This window comes from Pseudanabaena sp. PCC 6802 (genome assembly GCF_000332175.1).
Lineage (GTDB): Bacteria > Cyanobacteriota > Cyanobacteriia > Pseudanabaenales > Pseudanabaenaceae > PCC-6802.
Genome location: NZ_KB235910.1, coordinates 686761 through 705102, shown reverse-complemented (window position 1 = coordinate 705102; position 18342 = coordinate 686761). Strand labels below are relative to the sequence as shown.

Here is an 18342-nt window from a genome sequence, read left to right as displayed (position 1 = left end):
AATAATAATTATTGGTTATTTGCTTTCACTCAAAGAAAGAAGAACTAAGACTTATAGCGCTTTTCAATTGAGAAAGGGTTTAGTTTATGGGGTGAAGGGGTGGAACACGGCAGTGGATCTAGCGGGGAACCCCCAAACCCCCTTCTCGTTTTTATCTGAAAACCGCTATATCAACAATAGGGCAAGTAACCATTCTAAATTGAACTGCCATGAAATCCCAAAGCATTCATTTAGATTGCTAAACTGCGTGTTAGATGCAATTAGCTTTTGCTACCCCACAGTAGATATCGATAGTCTGCTACAAAAAATTTACCGAACCTATGCAGCATTTTTAATGAGAATTGGCAATACATCGCCACTACAATTATTTTAGTTATATTATGCGCGCATGGGTGAAAGATTTAATACTGTCGTAACAGAAATTAAATGTTGGAGAAATTTTACATTAAGGGAAGTAATTTACGATTTATCGCATCTAAATGCCCACTGGGCTGAATATCTTGATGATAGAGATGAGAAAAACCCAATTACCTACAAATTTATAGTGACCTACAGCTTGCACTGCTTCACCAAAGAATCGAGTGAGCTTACTGAAGAAGAGCTACAGCTATTGACGTATAGTTCACCAAGAGAGACTAGACCTTTTAATTTTGAGAGATATCACCTCTCGAAACAGTTACCTAACATTATCAAAGCGCTAGGGGAGAGCACAACTTTAGTATGTCATGCAGGTTATGGCAAATTTGCAACTACAAAAGTTGTAGACTCGAAGGGTATTGAGGTTGATTATTTCGTTGTTTTCAGTGTATTCAAGGAAAGTAAAAAGCTGAGATTACATGTACAAAGTGCTTATCCTAGATATGAAGGTATAGGCAGAATAAAGAAAGTCAGCTTTTTCGTCATCGCTAATAATTTATTGAAAAATAAGAAATTGCCAAAGCTGTGAATAACAAAGGCTCCTTAAGGAGCCTTCGCCAAAATTTTATTTTTGGTATTCAGAACGTCTTTACCGGGCTTGCCTCGACCTTAAAAGGTAACGGGATGTCATGTACTTGACATGTCTGCTGCATCCATCAATATAATAGATCGCAGTTACAATCATGTCAATTCTTTTCAAATAATGACAATCTAAACCCGCTTAAGATGAGACAAATAGAAGGCTTGCAGTCTGGCATCATTATTACTCAGACCAACGTTGCAGCCATTGTTTAATTTCTGGCGGTAGATCTTGTTTCGATCTTGCCACAGGATCGATGCAAGTGTGGCGAGTTGTAGCTTTACTTAAAACTTGTCGCTGTGCGTTCGGTATTTCATCAGTTGCTCGATCGCTCTGAGCACAAATCTCGTAGTCTATGGCAAACGAATGCTCGCTTAGTTGTTGCGGAGATAATTCGATCGACAGGCGATCGCCACAATGCATGGGTCGCCGAAAATCTACGCTGGCATGGACGATGGGAATAGCGATCGGATTTGGTTGGAGTGTCGGGCTGAAAAAGGTTTTGAGATCTATACCTGCTGCCGCTAGAGAAGCTTCGTATGCTTCATGACACATAGATAGTACATTGGCAAAATACACAACCCCTGCCGCATCGGTATCCCTAAAACAGACGATCCGCAAAAAAGTAAATGGCATTCAATTTGGTTCATTCATGCATGACATTAAACCACCATACCCCATACATGATGCAGGGACAGACCTATGTGTCTGCCCCCTATCCGTCATGCAAGCGATCGAGTTATGACCGCCAGAATTATTACAGACCCAAATCGGCGAGGATATCGCTGGCATGGGTTTCGGTTTTTACCGAAGTATAAACATGGGAGATCGTACCTGTGGGATCGATCGTGTAGGTAACGCGCTTGGCATAGCCGCCTCCATCGACATCATAGGCTTTGATAATCGAGCGATCGACATCAGCCAATAAAGGAAACGGCAAATTAAACTTTTCCGCGAACTGCTGGTGCGAGGATTCGTCATCCGCACTTACCCCCAGCACCACAATGTCTTTACCCTTGTACTCAGCGTAGGAGTCGCGGAAACTGCAAGCTTCCTTCGTACAACCAGGTGTATCGTCCTTCGGATAAAAGTACAGAACCACTGTTTTACCAGCAAAGTCAGATAGGGAAGTCACTTTGCCATTCGTGTCTTTGGCGGTGAAAGCAGGGGCTGTGTCGCCAACCGATAGAGCCATAAAAGTATAAGTACTTAATTTACTAGGGACAATTTTAACACCGATTAGTTTTGTGCCAATACAACAGCTTCGATCCGTACAACTCCGCTGCTATGGGAGCCGATCTCTTCGGCGGCTGCCATTGAAAGATCTAACATGCGATCGCCATAATATGGCCCGCGATCGTTAATGCGAACAATTACAGATCTGCCATTATCCAGATTGGTTACCTTTAAACGGGTATTAAACGGTAAGCTTTTGTGCGCTGCAGTCAGCTCGTGCTGATCGAATATTTCGCCATTTGCTGTCATGCGTCCGTGAAAATATGGGCCGTACCAGGAAGCTAAACCCTTTATTCTCTGACTGGTATAAGCAAGCTCGTAGACCCTACCATGGACTTCAAATAGCTGCAATGGTTCTGCACCAGTAGCAACACGCAGGTTATTTACAAATTTAATTAGCTGCGCACCTGAAATATCTAATTTACTTGGAAATTTGAGTAAACCTTTCTTGCCGATCTTAGCTATCTGAACCACATCTTTTCCATCCTCTTGCAAGGGTTGAATCCGATCGGGATCGAAGTTCGGGAGCTTTAATAATTTATCGATCTGAGCAGCAATTATGCCTGCTTCTACGGGATTTTTGAGCTTGATTATCAGTTTGTTATTTACCCAAATATTCCAATCATTAAATGTGGTTGGAGTTACCCTAACTGCATGTTTGTTAAAGATTTTTTGAGGGTTAACCTCATTAATTGCAAGCGCGATTTTGCTGATATTGTTAGCGATTACAGGTGCGGACTTTAGTGAGGAGATCGAAGAAATAGATGTAATCGTATTAAGGTTTATGGGCAAAAGAGAGCCAATTGAGGCCACCCATATCATTGCTATAGTACCCATGAAATGCTTCAGTTATTGCTAGGTAAAAGTTACTTTGGTTCTCTAAAAGGGTAGGCGATCGAAAGGGGTGAAAAATCACCCCTGAGGTATAGTTAAGTAAAATCGGGGATCGATTGGGGATCGATAAATGGTTTGCAAACATGCTGCAATCCCCCGTGTATAATGTTTTGGTCTTAATTATTAAATTATTTAAGATGAAGCTCTAAGGTATTGCGTCAATACCCAAAATGCGTGGCTGAGTTAGAATGTCTACCCTTTGGGGTGGGGCAGCATAGTGAAGGTATATGCTTGCAAGTGCGGTTAGGGCCATACTGGCTGCTGCTGGATTGCGGGCTAAAGGATCTTCGCGATCTAATTGCAGTGAATAAAAGCGTCCGCTGGGCTGGACTGATGTGCAGTCATGCCCATAACGATCACGGGCGCAGCATCCCAAGCTTGCATGCGATCGCGCCTGAAATGCCCATCTACACCAGTGAGGTTACTGCCAAATTACTACCTTTAATCTGGTCGGCACCGTATTTACCCACAGATGAATTTCTCGTTCCTCTAGCTTGGGGCATACCCTATCAAATTCAACCCGACCTGTTCGTGCAAATTTTGCCTTCCGGTCATTTGCCCGGTGCGGCTAGTTTTTTGCTGAGTTATGAAGCCTCCGATCGCAAATACACGATCCTGTACACGGGCGACTTTTTCCTGTCTAATTCGCGCTTAACGGAGGGACTGTCGATAGAGCATTTTCGCGGTCTAATGCCGGATGTCTTAATCGTTGAGGGGAGTTTCGGAGTAGATCGGCATCCACATCGACGCAAACAGGAAAATCTGTTAGTTGCCACAATTTTGCAGGCGCTCGCGGCGGAGCGCTCTGTCCTGTTACCCGTGCCAAAACTAGGGTTGGGGCAGGAAATACTAATGCTGTTGCGCAGTCACCATCAATTCACGGGTAAAGATATCGATATTTGGGTTGACAACCAGGTGGGGCTAGGGTGCGATCGATATTTAGAAATTCTGGACTATTTGCCCAATTCCGTGCAGAATTTTGCCCAGCATCAGTCGCTATTTTGGGATTACAAAGTGCGCCCTCGCATCGGGCACCTGGCCAGCACCAATCTTACAGATCTTGGTAAGCCAAGCGTTGTTCTTGCCGATCGCGATACGGATTGGTATAGCTGGCTGCAATCTACCCCACACCAATGGCTAGTCCTTGACTGCGCGGATGAGGAGTATATGATGCCACTACGGGTAGATTTGGAAACAGATCGCATTATCTATCAAACATATCTACTAGCGGAACATAGTGATGTTGCTGGTACGGCTCAACTAATCCATAATCTCAAACCGCAGCATGTAGTATTCGTACACGGCAGCCCCAGTCGCCTTTCAGATTTAGCGAATCTAGAAGAATTAAGTAACCGCTACCACGTGCATTGCGCCTCTGCGGGCAAAAAAATAGAACTTCCTGTTGGTAGCAGTCTAAATGCTGCGGTCGCGGGGAGCGATCGCAAAGATGCTGAAGTTCTCTCTCCCTATGAAGGCGAGCTGGCGGAATTAGATTCTACTGTGATGCTGACTTTACCTATTGAAATTACGGAAGATCGACGTTGGCTCAATTTCGCAGATACAGGTCTGGTGGAAGCAAAGTGGCAGGGAGATAACCTGGTGATTCGAGGTATTAGTCAACGCGAGTTACTAAATGCGGAAACTTTATCCGCAACTTCTAGCGTACGATCGTGCGTTAACTGTCGCTTCTACAGAGACCAACATTGCCAAAATCGAGAATCGCCTTTGCGCTGGTTGCGGGTGAATGCCGACGGTTATTGTCCTGCTTTTCAGGCTGATGCCGACAAATTTAAAAGATGAGTTCTTAGTTTTACAGTTGCTTCATCTCATCAATTAGGGCTTGAATCAGTTGAGAGTCTTGGGCGTGGGGGCTGAGAGCTATATAGGTCTCCAGATCGCTACGGGCTTCGACATAGCGCTCTAACTGATAGCACAATAGACCGTGATCCCGTACCTGACTTGATTCGTTCGGCCATAACATGAGGATTTTTTCCACCACAGCTAACGCTTTATGGAACTTTTGCTGATTGAGATAGATCAGCTTGAGATTCATCAGCATCCTTTCTAAAATGTGGCGCACGCCCACCGTCTCGAGATACTCCGGCCTCAGTTCCGCCTGCTGTCCGTAAATTTGAGCTATCTTGGCGGCACAGTCCTCTTTAAAGAGAATCTCACCTTTGTTAAAGGGGTCTATGAATACTTCAATATCAGAACGCTGCGGTCGAATAATAAAATGTCCTGGTAGACTCACGCCTTCGAAGGGAAAACCAATGCGATCGCCGATTGCCATGTACACGATCGACAGCGTAATTGGAATGCCCAGGCGACGAGAGATCACATCTGTCAAAAAGCTATTGCGCGGATCGTAGTAGTTATTTTCATTGCCCCTGAAATTTTGTTCTTCAAATAAATAGCGATTAATTTCACCGATCGCTTTTAAAGGATAGTTTATGCTTTTTATCCTTAGCTGTAGATCTGCTGCCATGCGATCGAGCACTTCACGATAGCTAGACAGATCGATGTTTGGGTACTCTTCCCAAGATATTGCCAAACCTGCCTCCACTAAATGAGCGATCGTTAATTCCGAGTCAGGGATTCGAGAAACATACCAAAATTTTTGCTGGGCAGGGGATAGACTCAAGGTAGACATGGTAGTCATATTGTCGGGGGCCAGTATTATGTGGTTCAAAGAATCTAGCGATCGCAAACAGCCGGTTGTCTGGCAATTTGAGAGGTTTTTACATTTCTCGCAAAATTGTTACCGGAACTTTTACTCAAGCTTTTACAAAGCAAACACTTGACCGTCAAACAACATTCGTGTAATCCCCTTCTGGGCTAATCTGTTATGGGTACTGTAAATTAAATCGCTAGGGAACTTAACTACACGCTGGTTATGGCTGGAAAACCTGCGGGCAATACGATGGTTATCAAATACTGGAACTGTCAGTGCCTGTTGCTCGTGGGGCGGTATTTTGCCCAGATCCCGAAAATCTTGTAACGGTCTGGCAACAATTTCTGAGGCTTTATCAATCACGATATAGCAGGTATCGGGCAAATCTGCCTCTACCAGTGGCAGAATTGCAATAGTGAGATTAGGATCGATTTTGACATGAGCGCTGTCTAGAACAGCAGTGATATCACCTAGCTCAGCACTATCTTCATCTTCCTCTTCGTCTTCATCATCTTCATCAAGCAGCTCTGACTCATCATCAAACTCATCGCCAACTAGTTCTGCTGCTAATTCATCTGGCGCAATATTTTCTATATCTGCTATATCGCTTGGTATTAAGCTACTCGCTACTGTACTGGCACGCTCGGAATCTAAATCGGCTGCTCGGGTTGGTAAATCTTCATAGATGGGCATAAGCTCCAGATCTGAGTCGATCAAGTTCAGTTGACTGGTTTCTTCTATAGAATTGTGCCCTTTCATAACTCGCTTCGATCTTGACTGTTTTTGCTTAACCAACTGTTTGTATTCCTCTGGGGCTAAAAACTCCTGCAATAGCCTCAATACTGTACTTGCACTTATACCATACTGCTCCGACAACTGAGTTGTAGTTGTCTCGGTTTCGCAATACAAGCGCACTATTTCCTGTTTGTCGGCGATCGTCAGTTTAGTAACAGTCATGGAGACGAAGCAACTAGAGCCCAACTTAAATATCTTACGCTAAAAGTCCTATGCTCTCTTTAGAATGTTTAGGATAAATGCGATCGCCCCTAAAAACAATATTCCCATCATGCCAGCAATCGGGTTGCCGCCAATACCAGTCACCCATTCTGGAACCGCTTTAGTCGGTACCAATAGTTTTGTAGTGTTGATAACGTAGTATACCCACACGAGTCCGCCGTGCAGACCGATCGCCAGCCCCAGCCTGCCGAATCGCGATCGCCTTGCCCAGACTAGATCCATGCCTAGTAGAAGTAATCCTGGGAGCTGTGTGCCCATGACTGCGAAGCTTTCTACCAACTTGGCAAAATTTAGATGCAGTAGGGCAAAGATACTGCTGTTAAGGACAAGCGATCGCCCGTTGCCATAGTCCTTCTCTAATTCCGTTAGCAACCAACCCCGAAACAGTAGCTCTTCGGCAAAGCCCACGCCCATGCTCGTGAGTAGCCCAGGTAAGATCGCGTGCTGCCAGTCTGCTCCAGTTCGCCAACTGAACCATCCCAAACCTAACTCTAGCAACATCAGCAAGCTCAAACTCGCTCCGCCCAAGCCAATACCGATCGCGCATTCCTGCCAGTTTTGCCAGCTAAATACCAGTCCGTAATAGGCATAGGGGCGCGCCTTTTGCTCGACATTTCTGCCCCACCACCAGATCAGGGCAATGAATTCGATATACAACAGGATGGCCAAACCCGTGCCAGTGGGTTCGCCCCAGATTAGATAAAGGGGGGCAGCGATCGGCAACCAGATCGTTAATAAAGTGCCCAAAAATAGCCCCAGTCGGGCTGGGGCTGCATAGCTGGCTATTTTAGTAACGTTCACGATTCTGGTTCGATCGTACTGATCAGCCCTTTGCTTTGCAGCCCTTCACAATAAAACTCGGCGTGTTCCATCACGCAGGTAATCACCAGGGCGCAATTGTTGGTATGTGCCTCCATCATAATGTCCACTGCTTGTGGCTGCGTCATGCCGTTTACCACTTGCATGAGCGTTTGCACCACATACTCCATCGAGTTAAAGTCGTCATTATGCAGCAGTACTCGATAGCGCGGTGCAATTTTACGGGTGGTTGAAGTACGTTCTATAGTTTCTGTAGACATAGTTGCAAACTCCCGAATCTGGCAAATTTAAGGGTTTTATGAAAGTTAATGGCGATTTCCATCCTAGATTTGCTTCAATGGTCGCAACAATACATCCCTTGACGGAATTGTTAAGGGGTAAAGTTTAGATCGCAATTTAACTAGGCTGACAATCTTGACTCATTTCAGCCACGAACATGGACTTGAAATAGTACTTTCTTCCTCCCATTATATAAACTTTAGTTGAGATTGTCTAAGTTTTTTTACTCATTTGCCAGATGAGTCAATAACTGTCTTCGTCAGTTGCTGGCCGGTGAGCTAGCTGATGATTTGCCCGATTCAGGCGATCTGCGATCGCCTGCCGCCAGGAAAGACTAATATCGGGATCGGCCAGCACTTCCTGGGCTAATTGACGATAAAAGGCACTTTGGGATACGTCTACGCTGTCTAACAACGAGAGATTATCGTAGGCAGTTTGAGGTGAAATCTGCATGGAAGTTTCCTTATGTCTAAATTTCAGGAATCTATATCTAGTGTAGCCATTCTGACAGTTTTTACAGAGGTTTTTTGCGTCTAGGCATTAAATTCTATTAAGCGAGCTTTCTCAATAAGGTAGATCGGTACTGCCCATCAGGTATAAATCGCATTCGCGTGCCGCACCGCGTCCTTCATTAAAAGCCCAAACTACTAAACTCTGACCTCGACGACAATCGCCCGCAGCAAAAACACCAGGAATATTGGTAGCATATTTACCATATTCAGCTTTGACATTAGTGCGCCGATCGCGTTCGATATTGAGCGCATCAAGTAGCGGTTGTTCGGGGCCGAGAAATCCCATTGCTAGAAGGACGAGTTGCGCTGGTAGAACTTTCTCGGTGCCTGGTACGTGTTGCGGGACAAACTGACCGTTCTCATTTTTTTCCCATTTGACCTGAATAGTATGGACTGCGGCAACGTTACCATCGGCATCACCTTCAAACTTAGTTGCTGTGGTAACGTAGGAGCGCGGGTCAGCGCCAAACTGAGCAGCAGCTTCCTCCTGACCGTAATCGAGCTTATAGACCTTCGGCCACTCCGGCCAGGGGTTATCTGCTGCCCGTTCCATCGGCGGTCGTGGCATGATCTCCAGTTGCGCGAGACTGCGACAACCATGACGAATTGAAGTTCCCACGCAATCCGTGCCAGTATCGCCACCGCCAATAATTACCACATCCTTATCTTGAGCGGAAATGAAATCCTGCCTGGGTTTGGAATCCAATAGTGATTTTGTATTTGCCGTGAGAAAATCCATCGCGAAGTGAATACCGTGCAGTTGCCTCCCTTCAATCGGCAAGTCACGCGGTTTGGTAGCGCCAGTACATAACACGATCGCATCAAATTCTTTCATTAATTTGGCAACGGGCAAATCCTTCCCAACTTCGATGCCGCATTCAAACTTTACGCCTTCTTTCTCCAGGATTTCAAGGCGACGCATGACAACCTTTTTTTTATCTAACTTCATGTTGGGAATGCCGTACATCAGAAGACCGCCAGGGCGATCTTCACGTTCAATGACTGTAACCCAATGTCCGGCTTTGTTAAGTTGAGCGGCGGCACACAATCCCGCAGGGCCAGAACCTACGATCGCGACTTTTTTGCCAGTTCGTTTGGCGGGTGGTTCGGCAACTACCCAGCCTTCTTCCCAACCTTTGTCAATAATTGAATGTTCGATGTTCTTAATCGTCACGGGTGGGTTATGGATACCCAGAACGCAGGAGCCTTCACAAGGAGCAGGACAGACTCGTCCGGTGAACTCGGGGAAGTTGTTGGTTTTGTGCAGCCGCTCCAGCGCTTCGCGCCACAGTCCGCGATAGACAAGGTCGTTCCATTCGGGGATGAGGTTATTGATCGGGCAACCGCTGGCCATACCGCTGATGAGCGTACCCGTATGACAAAATGGCGTACCGCAGTCCATGCAACGAGCGCCCTGATTGCGCAGGTTTTCTTCTGGCATCGGCAGGTGAAATTCATCCCAGTTACGGATGCGATCGCGTGGTGAAAGTTCTGCTGCTACTTCCCGTAGATATTCAATAAAGCCTGTTGGTTTGCCCATGATCCTGTCTTACCTACAAATTTACGTTATTTCTCCATGCCCCTGGATGTTTTAGCGATCGCCTAAACTGCATTGGATCTTACCAGCCAACGATTCTGGAAGCACTGAGTGCAAGCTGCGATCGCCTTAAATAAATATAAAGACATTTTCGCCGTGTTCAGGTCTGCTAATAAATTTACTGACTCCTGCCAACACGGACGACTGTAAACCCGTCCCGGAGATCTCTGTAATACTAGAATCCCCATACGAACCTAATATAGCTGTAGACAGATCTGTTAGGACAGGGGGTGTGGGGGGCTGCACCCCGTCCTAAGCCTATTGGCTATAGCTATAAAATCAAGATCGCAGATCGCATAGTCAACCGAACCAAATGTGAAGATACCTAGATAAATCAGGTCGTACCGTCTTGCTAGCTTAGTGTATGTCCTTGCATTCATCATCAATTGTCTGATTGAATCAAGCGACGCACGGAGAGAATATCGCCCATTTTAGTAATTTGACTGCAAATTTTCTCAAACTGTTGGCGATCCCTAACATCAACGCTGAGATTGATTAAAGCGGCTTTACCAGGTTGAGTTTCTACCTGAGCCTGACGCACGTTCACTTTGTTGTCAGACAAACGAGTCAGAATATCCTTGAGTACTCCCACTCGATCTATAGTTTCCACCTGGATATCGACTGGATAGGTGAGCGGTCGGTTGTCATTTTCCTCGTTATTCCAATTCACGGGAATGAGGCGATCGCCGGGGATAGTATCGAGATTGCTACAGTCCTGACGATGCACGGAAATTCCCCTACTACCACCCAGGGTGACCACACCAATAATTGGCTCGCCGGGCAGAGGCTTGCAACAGCCCGCGATGTGATGCAACATACCATCAATGCCCAGAATGGGAGCCTTAGAACTAACTGCTAATGGTTGATTTGGGAGCTTAACGGTAAGATTGCTGGCAACTTGATTTTCACGCAGTTTATTGACGACCATGTTGAGCGAAATTTCGCCATACCCCAGCGCTGCGAGCATATCATCGACGCTGTGATAGTTACAGCGCTCCGCCACTTTCAGCATTTGCTCGGACTTAATCAAAGCCTCTAGACTGTTCTTGCCCAGCGCCTTTTCCAGCATCATTCGCGCCCGTGCGATATTTTCATCGCGGTGCGATCGCTTAAACCACTGCCGGATGCGATTTCTGGCGCTACTGGTCGCGACAAAATTAATCCAGTCCAGGCTGGGATGAGCGTTATTTTGACGCAGGATCGTGACAATATCGCCATTGTGTAGCTGACGATCCAGGGGTACCATGCGGTTGTTTACCAACGCACCCGCACAATGATTGCCTACTTCCGTATGGACGCGATAAGCAAAGTCTACGGGCGTAGCACCTCGTGGCAAACAATAAACATCGCCTTTAGGACTAAATACATAAACCTCACTATCAAATAGGTTTTCTTTGAGGGAGTCAATGTATTCCTGGTCGTCTTTAAGCTCTCGTTGCCAGTCCACTAGCTGCCGCAGCCAGCCAAACTTTTCATCCTCGCTCTTGATTCCCGGTTGGCTGGAATTGGTTTCTTTATATTTCCAGTGTGCCGCAATGCCGTACTCCGCAATGTGGTGCATTTCCCAAGTGCGAATCTGTACTTCTAGAGGCTGACCGTTGCTTTCAATCACCGTGGTGTGTAAAGATTGATAGCGATTGGGCTTTGGCAAGCCAATATAATCCTTAAAGCGCCCTGGAATTGGGCGGAAGCAATCATGGGCGATCGCTAATACCCTGTAGCATTCCTCATTGGTATTGACAATAATCCTGACTGCCGATACATCGTAGATCTCGTCGTATCCCTTTTGCTGGTGCTGCATCTTCTTATAGATGCTATACAAATGCTTTGGTCTGCCGCTAATTTCAAAATCACAGAAACCAGCCTGGTTGAGCCGCGATCGCAGAGCCTCAATTACCCGCTCAATTTGATCTTCGCGACTGCTACGCGTTTGCGATACTAAGCTCTGCATTTGCCGATATTGCTCGGGTTCGAGGTATTTAAATGCCAAGTCCTCCATTTCCCACTTAATCTGCCAAATCCCCAAGCGGTTTGCTAAAGGCGTAAATATATCTCTGGTCTCACGGGCAATCGTTATCTGTTTTTCGGGCTTGAGGTATTCTAGCGTTCGCATATTATGCAGGCGATCTGCCAGTTTCACCACAATGACGCGAATATCCTGCGCCATGGCGAGGAACATGCGGCGAAAATTTTCGGCTTGACGCTCAGTTTTGCTTTCAAAGTTAAATTTAGAGAGCTTGGTCACCCCTTCGACCAATTGACGTACTTCTGAGCCAAATTTTGCCTCTATTTCGTCAGCAGTAACAATTGTGTCTTCAACTACATCGTGCAGAAACCCAGCAGCGATCGTGGCCTCGCTCCCCCCCAGATTGCGTAATATGGTAGCGACCTCAATGGGGTGCATGATATACGGTTCGCCGGAAGCGCGACACTGTCCTTCATGCAGTTGGTGGGCAAAATGGAAAGCCCGACAGACCAACCCACTATTCTCCAAAGCCTCTGGGTCGCTAGCTTCTACTTTTTCCCAACATTCCCTTAGCCAAGCTGGCATCCAAGCACTTACATCAGTCAGACAGGCAACAGGGCTCATGTATTAGCTTCTAGTGAAAAATAAATTATTATAGAATACTTAAAGTTGCTTTAAGTATTTTCATAATCCTATCTTAAACTTAGCAAAAATTACTAAAGACGATCTCTACCAATTTAATTCAAGGTTGGAATAATCCCCTACAAAGCGATCGCGACAACCTAGCTTATGCCAATTTAAATTGTTGTGGTTATGGATGGGGGGTGGAGGCAGCGCCCCCGCGAAGAGGCTCTACCCCTTCAGCCCGTTCGATCTGTCGTGGTTACCGTTCCAATTGCTATTATTTTAGAGGCATGCAAAGCGGCTTCTCGAAGAGCAATCGCAGCTACAAGAAAGAAAATCGCCTGTGCGGATGGCCAGAATCCTTGGTATATATAGCCTGCGGAGGCAGGCTTTGCTTTTGCCGACGCGAATTTACTCGCTAGCGCCCACTAACGAAATTCATGGGCGCAAACTATTAACAAATAGTCGGAGCGCTATAGCGGGGTATTTGCTTGCACAATTGTAGTTCGTGCATGGAATTGTCCCATTGCACGCGATCGAATATCTGCCGCAAGATATAAAAGCCTCGACCGCACTCAGATTCAAAACAGGGAACCTCGGAATACTCAGTGTTAACAACTTCATAACAGCCGCATTCAGATCCTTGATCGGTAATAACCCACCAATACTGCTGAGCTACAATTGAAAACTTCACGATTACCTGCTTAGCAGGATCGAGGTGATTTCCGTGCTTAGCTGCATTAACAAGGGCTTCTTGTAGCCCTAGGCGGAGCTCCGCTTGCCAAATTTGGGGGACTTCAGCAAGTAAGAGATCGAGAACTGGTTTTAGGTATAGAGTGGAAGCAAAACTGAGAGTACTCCATGTTTGCCCTACTGGGCGGAGAGGTGTGACGATCACGCGACCTTAACTCCTAGGTTAGTGCTGACTTTATATTACCATTCTAACCACAGATATAGGAAAAAATACTACAGTACGTCAAATATAAATAAAAGTTTGACACAAATACCAGATTTATGAGATCGTACATAAGCTGGTTTAATTGGGGCTATAGCGCAGTTGGTAGCGCATCTCAATGGCATTGAGAGGGTCAGCGGTTCGAATCCGCTTAGCTCCATCGGTTGGGGAACCGTTTACAGATAAGACTTTTGGGAGTTGCAAAGAACTCTTGAAGGTCGTTTTTGCTGTCAATAAGCTAACGAAAATAGGCTTTTAAGGGTTGTTTGGGTTAGTAAAATTACCCCGAAAATTACCCCGAAATGAAGGTAACTATAGAAAACCACGAAGGCAGGTTACGACTGCGATGGCACTGGCAGGGCAAGCGCTACACCCTAGCGGTGGGTGTTGACGATAACGCTACTGGCAGGGCGGTTGCTTAGGAACGTGGATTAAATAACTTGTAATTCTGGCTTTGCCGTATAATTCCATTGCGGCAAGAATTCATCAAAGACAATCTTCATGTTGGATTTGAAGTCTTCAGCCACTTTTCGCCCCGTTTGATAGCTCTTGTCGAGTATGGTCGTAAATACATTCAGTCCTGTGCGAGTAGTTGCTTTTGCCATTAAGTCTTGAACAGTCTGGACACTCTCAAAGATCGCACCTTGACACACACGAGAGAGATGGGGAAATAAGCGGTACTCAATGGGATTGTACTTGGAGGTATAGGGAGGGTAGTGGGCAATGCGAATTTCGATTCCTATTATTGCCAAAGCAATAGTTTTATCTGTGATTCCATTAGTTTTCTCCGGTTGATGCAATTTTGGGGAAACAGACTGCTAATAGTCAGTTGCCGAGCGCTAGATTATCTTACTCTTGTATCATCAAATAGCCAACCATGAGATGTATCCCATCGTAAAAAGATTTGCAGAGATTCGGGGATGATATCGCCGTTTTTCTTGTAATAAGTCAGTTCGGCATTCACTTTTGCCAGATCCGCGCCGCGAGACACCAGGCTGGCATCACTGACTTCCACTCTTTCTATTTCACCCCACCAGGATAGATAAGAACCTTTAAATCCATGTTTTGCCCTCGCTTGTTGAAAGCCAGGTGACAACCTCTCCCACGCGATCGCGTAGTTTTGTCGGTTAATCAGATCGTAGTATTCTCGCACTGCCTGCTCGGGAGATGTACTTGCTTGAGCTATAACTGGCTCTGGTTTGGGGGGCAGCACCGAACTACCTGCTACTTTCTCAATCGGTCTGGTAGGATCGGTACTGGCCAGGGCACAGTAAGCGTTAGGATGACGAGTGACGTAAAGTTCCAATTGCGCGATACAGCTATCTCGATCTTGGAATTTCGCCACGTATACCTGAGTATTTGCTTTTCCCCGTTTTAAATTGGGATAATCGGATAACTTAAATATTCCAGCTCGATCGAATCCGTCCGCTTTCAGAGCTTCGACATGGCGCTTGGCACTGCTCTCGTCCGCATAGGCAGAATCAGCGAGGAAATAGAAAGAAGTAGGCGCGATCGCAATGGGCTTGACTGGTTTTATTGTAGGATTTTGCTGAGCGATAGGATTTGATGTTTGGAGCGTTCTCAGAAACGGCAGGACGATCGCCGCACCAATACCAAACAGGATGCCTAAACTGAGAAAAGTGGCGATCGCGATTTTCTGCTTAGATCTTCTAGCTCTACTCGGTACGGGACTGGATGCGGATTGAGCCACTAATAGCTTTGGCGTAAATTGACGCGATGCCACACCAGTACTCTGGCTCTTCCTTGAAATCGGTATTGCCATAGTTGGCACCTGTGAAGGTAAGGGCACAAAGCCAGGCTCGCTAGCATTTTCCAAATCGCTCAGCATGGTTTTGGCATTCCCATAGCGATCGCGAGGATAAAACTGCACGGCTTTCTCCAATATTCGCGCTAGTGACTCGCTGATGCCAGGTGCTTGCCCCCGCCAGACAATTTCGGCAGTTTCAGGGTCGGTAGTTAAATCCCTCGGCATTTTACCTGTAAGCAGGTAAATGCCAGTCATGCCCAGACCGTAGAGATCGCTGGCGAAGGTCGGTCTGCCCATCGACTGTTCTGAAGACATAAATCCAGGCGTACCAATAATAATTGATTTTGTCGCGTGAGGTATTGCTCCCCCACCCACAGTTTCTTTCACGGCTCCAAAGTCGATCAAAACTGGCTGGCGATCGCAGTTGCGTAGAATAATGTTATCTGGTTTGATATCGCGGTGGATGATCCCACGACTGTGGATGTAGTTCAAAATATGCAGAATGTCAATCAGGATTTGTCGCGTGAAATCTTCACTCTGTCTGCCCTCAGACTTTACTTTTTCCAACAAAGTTTGCCCCTCAATCCATTCCTGCACCAGGTAGAACTGTTCGTTCTCAGTAAAGTAGGCATATAAGCAGGGAATTTGGCTGCAACCTTCACCTAACTCTTCCAGCACGGCTGCTTCGCGTAAAAATCTCTGCTGAAGTAGTTGATATACCTGGGGATTATCGGCGATCGCTCTCAGTTGCTTGATCGCGCAATAGCGACTGGAGGGCATTTTGGTGTCCTCAGCTAAAAAAGTCTCACCAAAGCCACCCGTACCCAATACTCGAATAATTTGGTAGCGGTTATCTAAGAGTGTAGAAATCATAACAACAAAGGTTGACTGCTAAGTATCTTAGCTCATACCTGCCAGTAACTTCGGCATTATGCTTTACTCCCTGCATCCGGCTCGCTGTCAAGGTCGATAATCTGTCCGCCAAAAAATTCGGCAATATTTTGAATGGCTCGTTCCTCGGGGGATTTTAGCGTGAAGGAGGTTGGTTGAGGATTGGCTGGGGGCTGGGGGCTGGGGGCTGGGGTTTGGTTGGGATTTAGATTATTGGGAGGATTATTGGGGGTTGGTGGACGTAAGGGCGTAGGGGCAGTGCCTTGTGCCTGCCCTCCCTGTGCCCGTTCTCTCTGTACCTGCCCTGATGGGGACGATGGGGGTGGTGGGTTAGCGGGCGTTGCAGAGGGGGAGGCGGGCATGGTTTTCCTGGCGATCGCTTTGGCTCCAATCGCTTCAAATACTACCTGTATGGGGCGGTTAAACACTTTTTCGCAGGATTTGGTAACGTCATCGCGTTTGGTCTCTGCGATATTCTTAAATGTGATGTTTTTTAATCCGATTCTGACTTTGGTTTCGGTTACTTCGATAAATTTGCCATGTTCGGCCAGCAACCCCCTGGGCGCAGGGGGTAAGGCGAGCATCAGTTCCTGCCATAGGGCTTCTAGATCGGGAGCGAGAGGTAGAGGTTCTTCAGTCTCGGTCTGGCTAGCGGGGATGGCAGCCGTGGAATCTGGCGATATGGATACTGGTGGCTCGGAATCCGTTTGGGGAATCTCTGCACTGCTGGCACGCTCGGAATTGACCGCATCGACTTTTGATGTGGGAGCGGGGGTTGGAGGTTGGAGTACTGGGGGTTGGGAGTTGGGGATCGGGGATTGGTTTTCGGGGGGATGGTTTGCTGCAGGGGCAGAGTCTTGTGTCTGCCCTTTCTGTGCCTGCCCTGATGGGGGGGATGGTAGCGCGATCGCTTTAGAGTTACTAGAATCGCTTGCGACCGCACGTGCTGATGGTAAAAGACCTAATAAAGTTACTTCCAACCATAATCTCGGCTGAGTGGTATTTTTAACCTGTACTTCGGCGCTGCGTAAATGCTGTTGTCCAGCCAAAATATTAGAAATGGGAAATATCGCTGCGAGTTGTTGCAATCTATCCCAACTGGCGGCGGTGAGAGCGACCAGATCGCGGCGATCGCTGGCAGTTTTGGCAATCAATAAATCGCGATACATTCCTGCCAAACTCTGCAATACGATTAATGGCTCGCGACCTCGATCCATTACTTGCCTGGATTGTTCCAGCACCTGGATAGAGTTATCCTGAGCGATTGCTTCTAGCAGCGTTAACAGATCTCGTTCTGGAACGGTGCCGACTAAATCCCATACCGCCTCGGTTGTAATTTCACCTTCAGTGAGACTGAGCTGATCGAGGAGGCTTTCCGCATCTCTCAAACCTCCCTGAGCGATCTGTGCTACCAGAGTAATCGCTTCGGGATTAATGGCAATGCGTTCGAGATCGGCAATCTTTTGCAGATGTCCCACCATTGCCCCAAGTGGTATGCGCCGGAAGTCAAATCTTTGGCAACGCGAAATAATCGTAGGTAATACTCTTTGCGGATCGGTGGTGGCGAGGATAAAAACAACGCGATCGGGTGGTTCTTCTAAAGTTTTGAGTAAAGCATTAAATGCTGCCGTGCTAAGCATATGACACTCGTCAATTGCATAAACTTTATACCTAGCCTGAACTGGGGCAAATTGGGCGCGTTCGATCAACTCGCGAATATTATCAACGCCTGTATTGCTGGCGGCATCAATTTCGGTAATATCGAGGGCATTACCGATGGTTACGCTGCGGCATAGTTCGCATTGACCGCAAGGTGTGGGGGTGGGCGCATCATAACTGAGACAATTCAACGATTTTGCCATAATCCGAGCGGTGGAGGTTTTGCCCGTGCCTCTAGCCCCAGTTAACAAATAGGCAGGCGCAATGCGCTGTGTTTCGATCGCATTGGTTAGGATCGTGGCGATCGCTTCTTGCCCAACCAGATCGGCAAAGGTTTGCGGGCGGTATTTATGGTGTAAAGGCTCATAACCCATATGGCGAATTCGCTCAAAGACTGCCTTATACAGTATCTATGCTTCTTCTAGTTTACGATCGCAATTCCATTGCCATCATGCAT

16 protein-coding genes and 1 tRNA gene are annotated in these 18342 nt (G+C 46.7%); 3 read left to right on the top strand and 14 right to left on the bottom strand.

Going from position 1 to position 18342, the window contains the following annotated elements:
- Positions 1 to 388: 388 nt before the first annotated feature.
- Positions 389 to 946, top strand: coding sequence for a hypothetical protein (locus PSE6802_RS0103555; RefSeq protein ID WP_019498688.1), 558 nt, complete (start codon positions 389 to 391; stop codon positions 944 to 946).
- Between the two features lie 234 nt (positions 947 to 1180).
- Here PSE6802_RS0103555 and PSE6802_RS0103550 read toward each other — a convergent pair whose 3' ends face one another.
- The 3 genes from PSE6802_RS0103550 to PSE6802_RS35605 form a co-directional block, all read right to left on the bottom strand.
- A complete protein-coding gene (locus PSE6802_RS0103550) occupies positions 1181 to 1633 on the bottom strand; it encodes an acyl-CoA thioesterase (RefSeq protein ID WP_019498687.1) in 453 nt (150 codons plus the stop codon).
- A 121-nt stretch (positions 1634 to 1754) separates the two neighbouring features.
- On the bottom strand, positions 1755 to 2192 hold the full coding sequence (locus PSE6802_RS0103545) for a peroxiredoxin (RefSeq protein ID WP_019498686.1): 438 nt from the start codon (positions 2190 to 2192) through the stop codon (positions 1755 to 1757).
- A gap of 44 nt (positions 2193 to 2236) precedes the next feature.
- Entirely contained in the window at positions 2237 to 3070 is an 834-nt protein-coding gene (locus PSE6802_RS35605; RefSeq protein WP_019498685.1) for a septal ring lytic transglycosylase RlpA family protein, read from the bottom strand.
- 231 nt (positions 3071 to 3301) lie between these two features.
- Between PSE6802_RS35605 and PSE6802_RS0103535 the strand changes: the two genes are divergently transcribed.
- Positions 3302 to 4927 (top strand): MBL fold metallo-hydrolase, encoded by a 1626-nt coding sequence (locus tag PSE6802_RS0103535; RefSeq protein WP_019498684.1) that lies wholly within the window; start codon positions 3302 to 3304, stop codon positions 4925 to 4927.
- 10 nt (positions 4928 to 4937) lie between these two features.
- On the opposite strand, the gene PSE6802_RS0103530 is transcribed toward PSE6802_RS0103535, so the two are convergent.
- The 8 genes from PSE6802_RS0103530 to PSE6802_RS0103495 form a co-directional block, all read right to left on the bottom strand.
- Complete coding sequence (locus PSE6802_RS0103530) at positions 4938 to 5777, bottom strand: SirB1 family protein (protein ID WP_019498683.1); 840 nt, start codon at positions 5775 to 5777, stop codon at positions 4938 to 4940.
- Positions 5778 to 5909: 132 nt separating this feature from the next.
- Positions 5910 to 6755, bottom strand: coding sequence for a hypothetical protein (locus PSE6802_RS0103525; RefSeq protein WP_019498682.1), 846 nt, complete (start codon positions 6753 to 6755; stop codon positions 5910 to 5912).
- Positions 6756 to 6803: 48 nt separating this feature from the next.
- A complete protein-coding gene (locus tag PSE6802_RS0103520) occupies positions 6804 to 7616 on the bottom strand; it encodes a CPBP family intramembrane glutamic endopeptidase (RefSeq protein WP_019498681.1) in 813 nt (270 codons plus the stop codon).
- Positions 7613 to 7894 carry an ATP-dependent Clp protease adapter ClpS gene (clpS, locus tag PSE6802_RS0103515; RefSeq protein WP_019498680.1) on the bottom strand — a complete coding sequence of 94 codons (282 nt, stop codon included), beginning with the start codon at positions 7892 to 7894 and terminating at the stop codon, positions 7613 to 7615. The genes PSE6802_RS0103520 and clpS overlap by 4 nt, the downstream gene beginning before the upstream one ends.
- A 262-nt stretch (positions 7895 to 8156) precedes the next feature.
- Complete coding sequence (locus PSE6802_RS0103510; protein ID WP_019498679.1) at positions 8157 to 8366, bottom strand: hypothetical protein; 210 nt, start codon at positions 8364 to 8366, stop codon at positions 8157 to 8159.
- A 111-nt stretch (positions 8367 to 8477) separates the two neighbouring features.
- On the bottom strand, positions 8478 to 9965 hold the full coding sequence (gltD, locus tag PSE6802_RS0103505) for a glutamate synthase small subunit (protein WP_019498678.1): 1488 nt from the start codon (positions 9963 to 9965) through the stop codon (positions 8478 to 8480).
- Between the two features lie 439 nt (positions 9966 to 10404).
- Positions 10405 to 12612 (bottom strand): RelA/SpoT family protein, encoded by a 2208-nt coding sequence (locus PSE6802_RS0103500; protein WP_019498677.1) that lies wholly within the window; start codon positions 12610 to 12612, stop codon positions 10405 to 10407.
- A gap of 454 nt (positions 12613 to 13066) precedes the next feature.
- A complete protein-coding gene (locus PSE6802_RS0103495) occupies positions 13067 to 13510 on the bottom strand; it encodes an ATP-binding protein (RefSeq protein ID WP_019498676.1) in 444 nt (147 codons plus the stop codon).
- A gap of 144 nt (positions 13511 to 13654) precedes the next feature.
- Here PSE6802_RS0103495 and PSE6802_RS0103490 point away from each other — a divergent pair.
- Positions 13655 to 13727: transfer RNA gene (locus PSE6802_RS0103490), tRNA-Ala, on the top strand.
- A gap of 271 nt (positions 13728 to 13998) precedes the next feature.
- On the opposite strand, the gene PSE6802_RS0103485 is transcribed toward PSE6802_RS0103490, so the two are convergent.
- The 3 genes from PSE6802_RS0103485 to PSE6802_RS0103475 all read right to left on the bottom strand — a co-directional run bounded on the left by PSE6802_RS0103485 (position 13999) and on the right by PSE6802_RS0103475 (position 18259).
- On the bottom strand, positions 13999 to 14319 hold the full coding sequence (locus tag PSE6802_RS0103485) for an ISAzo13-like element transposase-related protein (protein WP_162139194.1): 321 nt from the start codon (positions 14317 to 14319) through the stop codon (positions 13999 to 14001).
- Positions 14320 to 14411: 92 nt separating this feature from the next.
- A complete protein-coding gene (locus PSE6802_RS0103480; protein ID WP_019498674.1) occupies positions 14412 to 16208 on the bottom strand; it encodes a serine/threonine-protein kinase in 1797 nt (598 codons plus the stop codon).
- Between the two features lie 56 nt (positions 16209 to 16264).
- Positions 16265 to 18259, bottom strand: coding sequence for a DNA polymerase III subunit gamma/tau (locus tag PSE6802_RS0103475; protein WP_019498673.1), 1995 nt, complete (start codon positions 18257 to 18259; stop codon positions 16265 to 16267).
- Positions 18260 to 18342 lie beyond the last annotated feature (83 nt).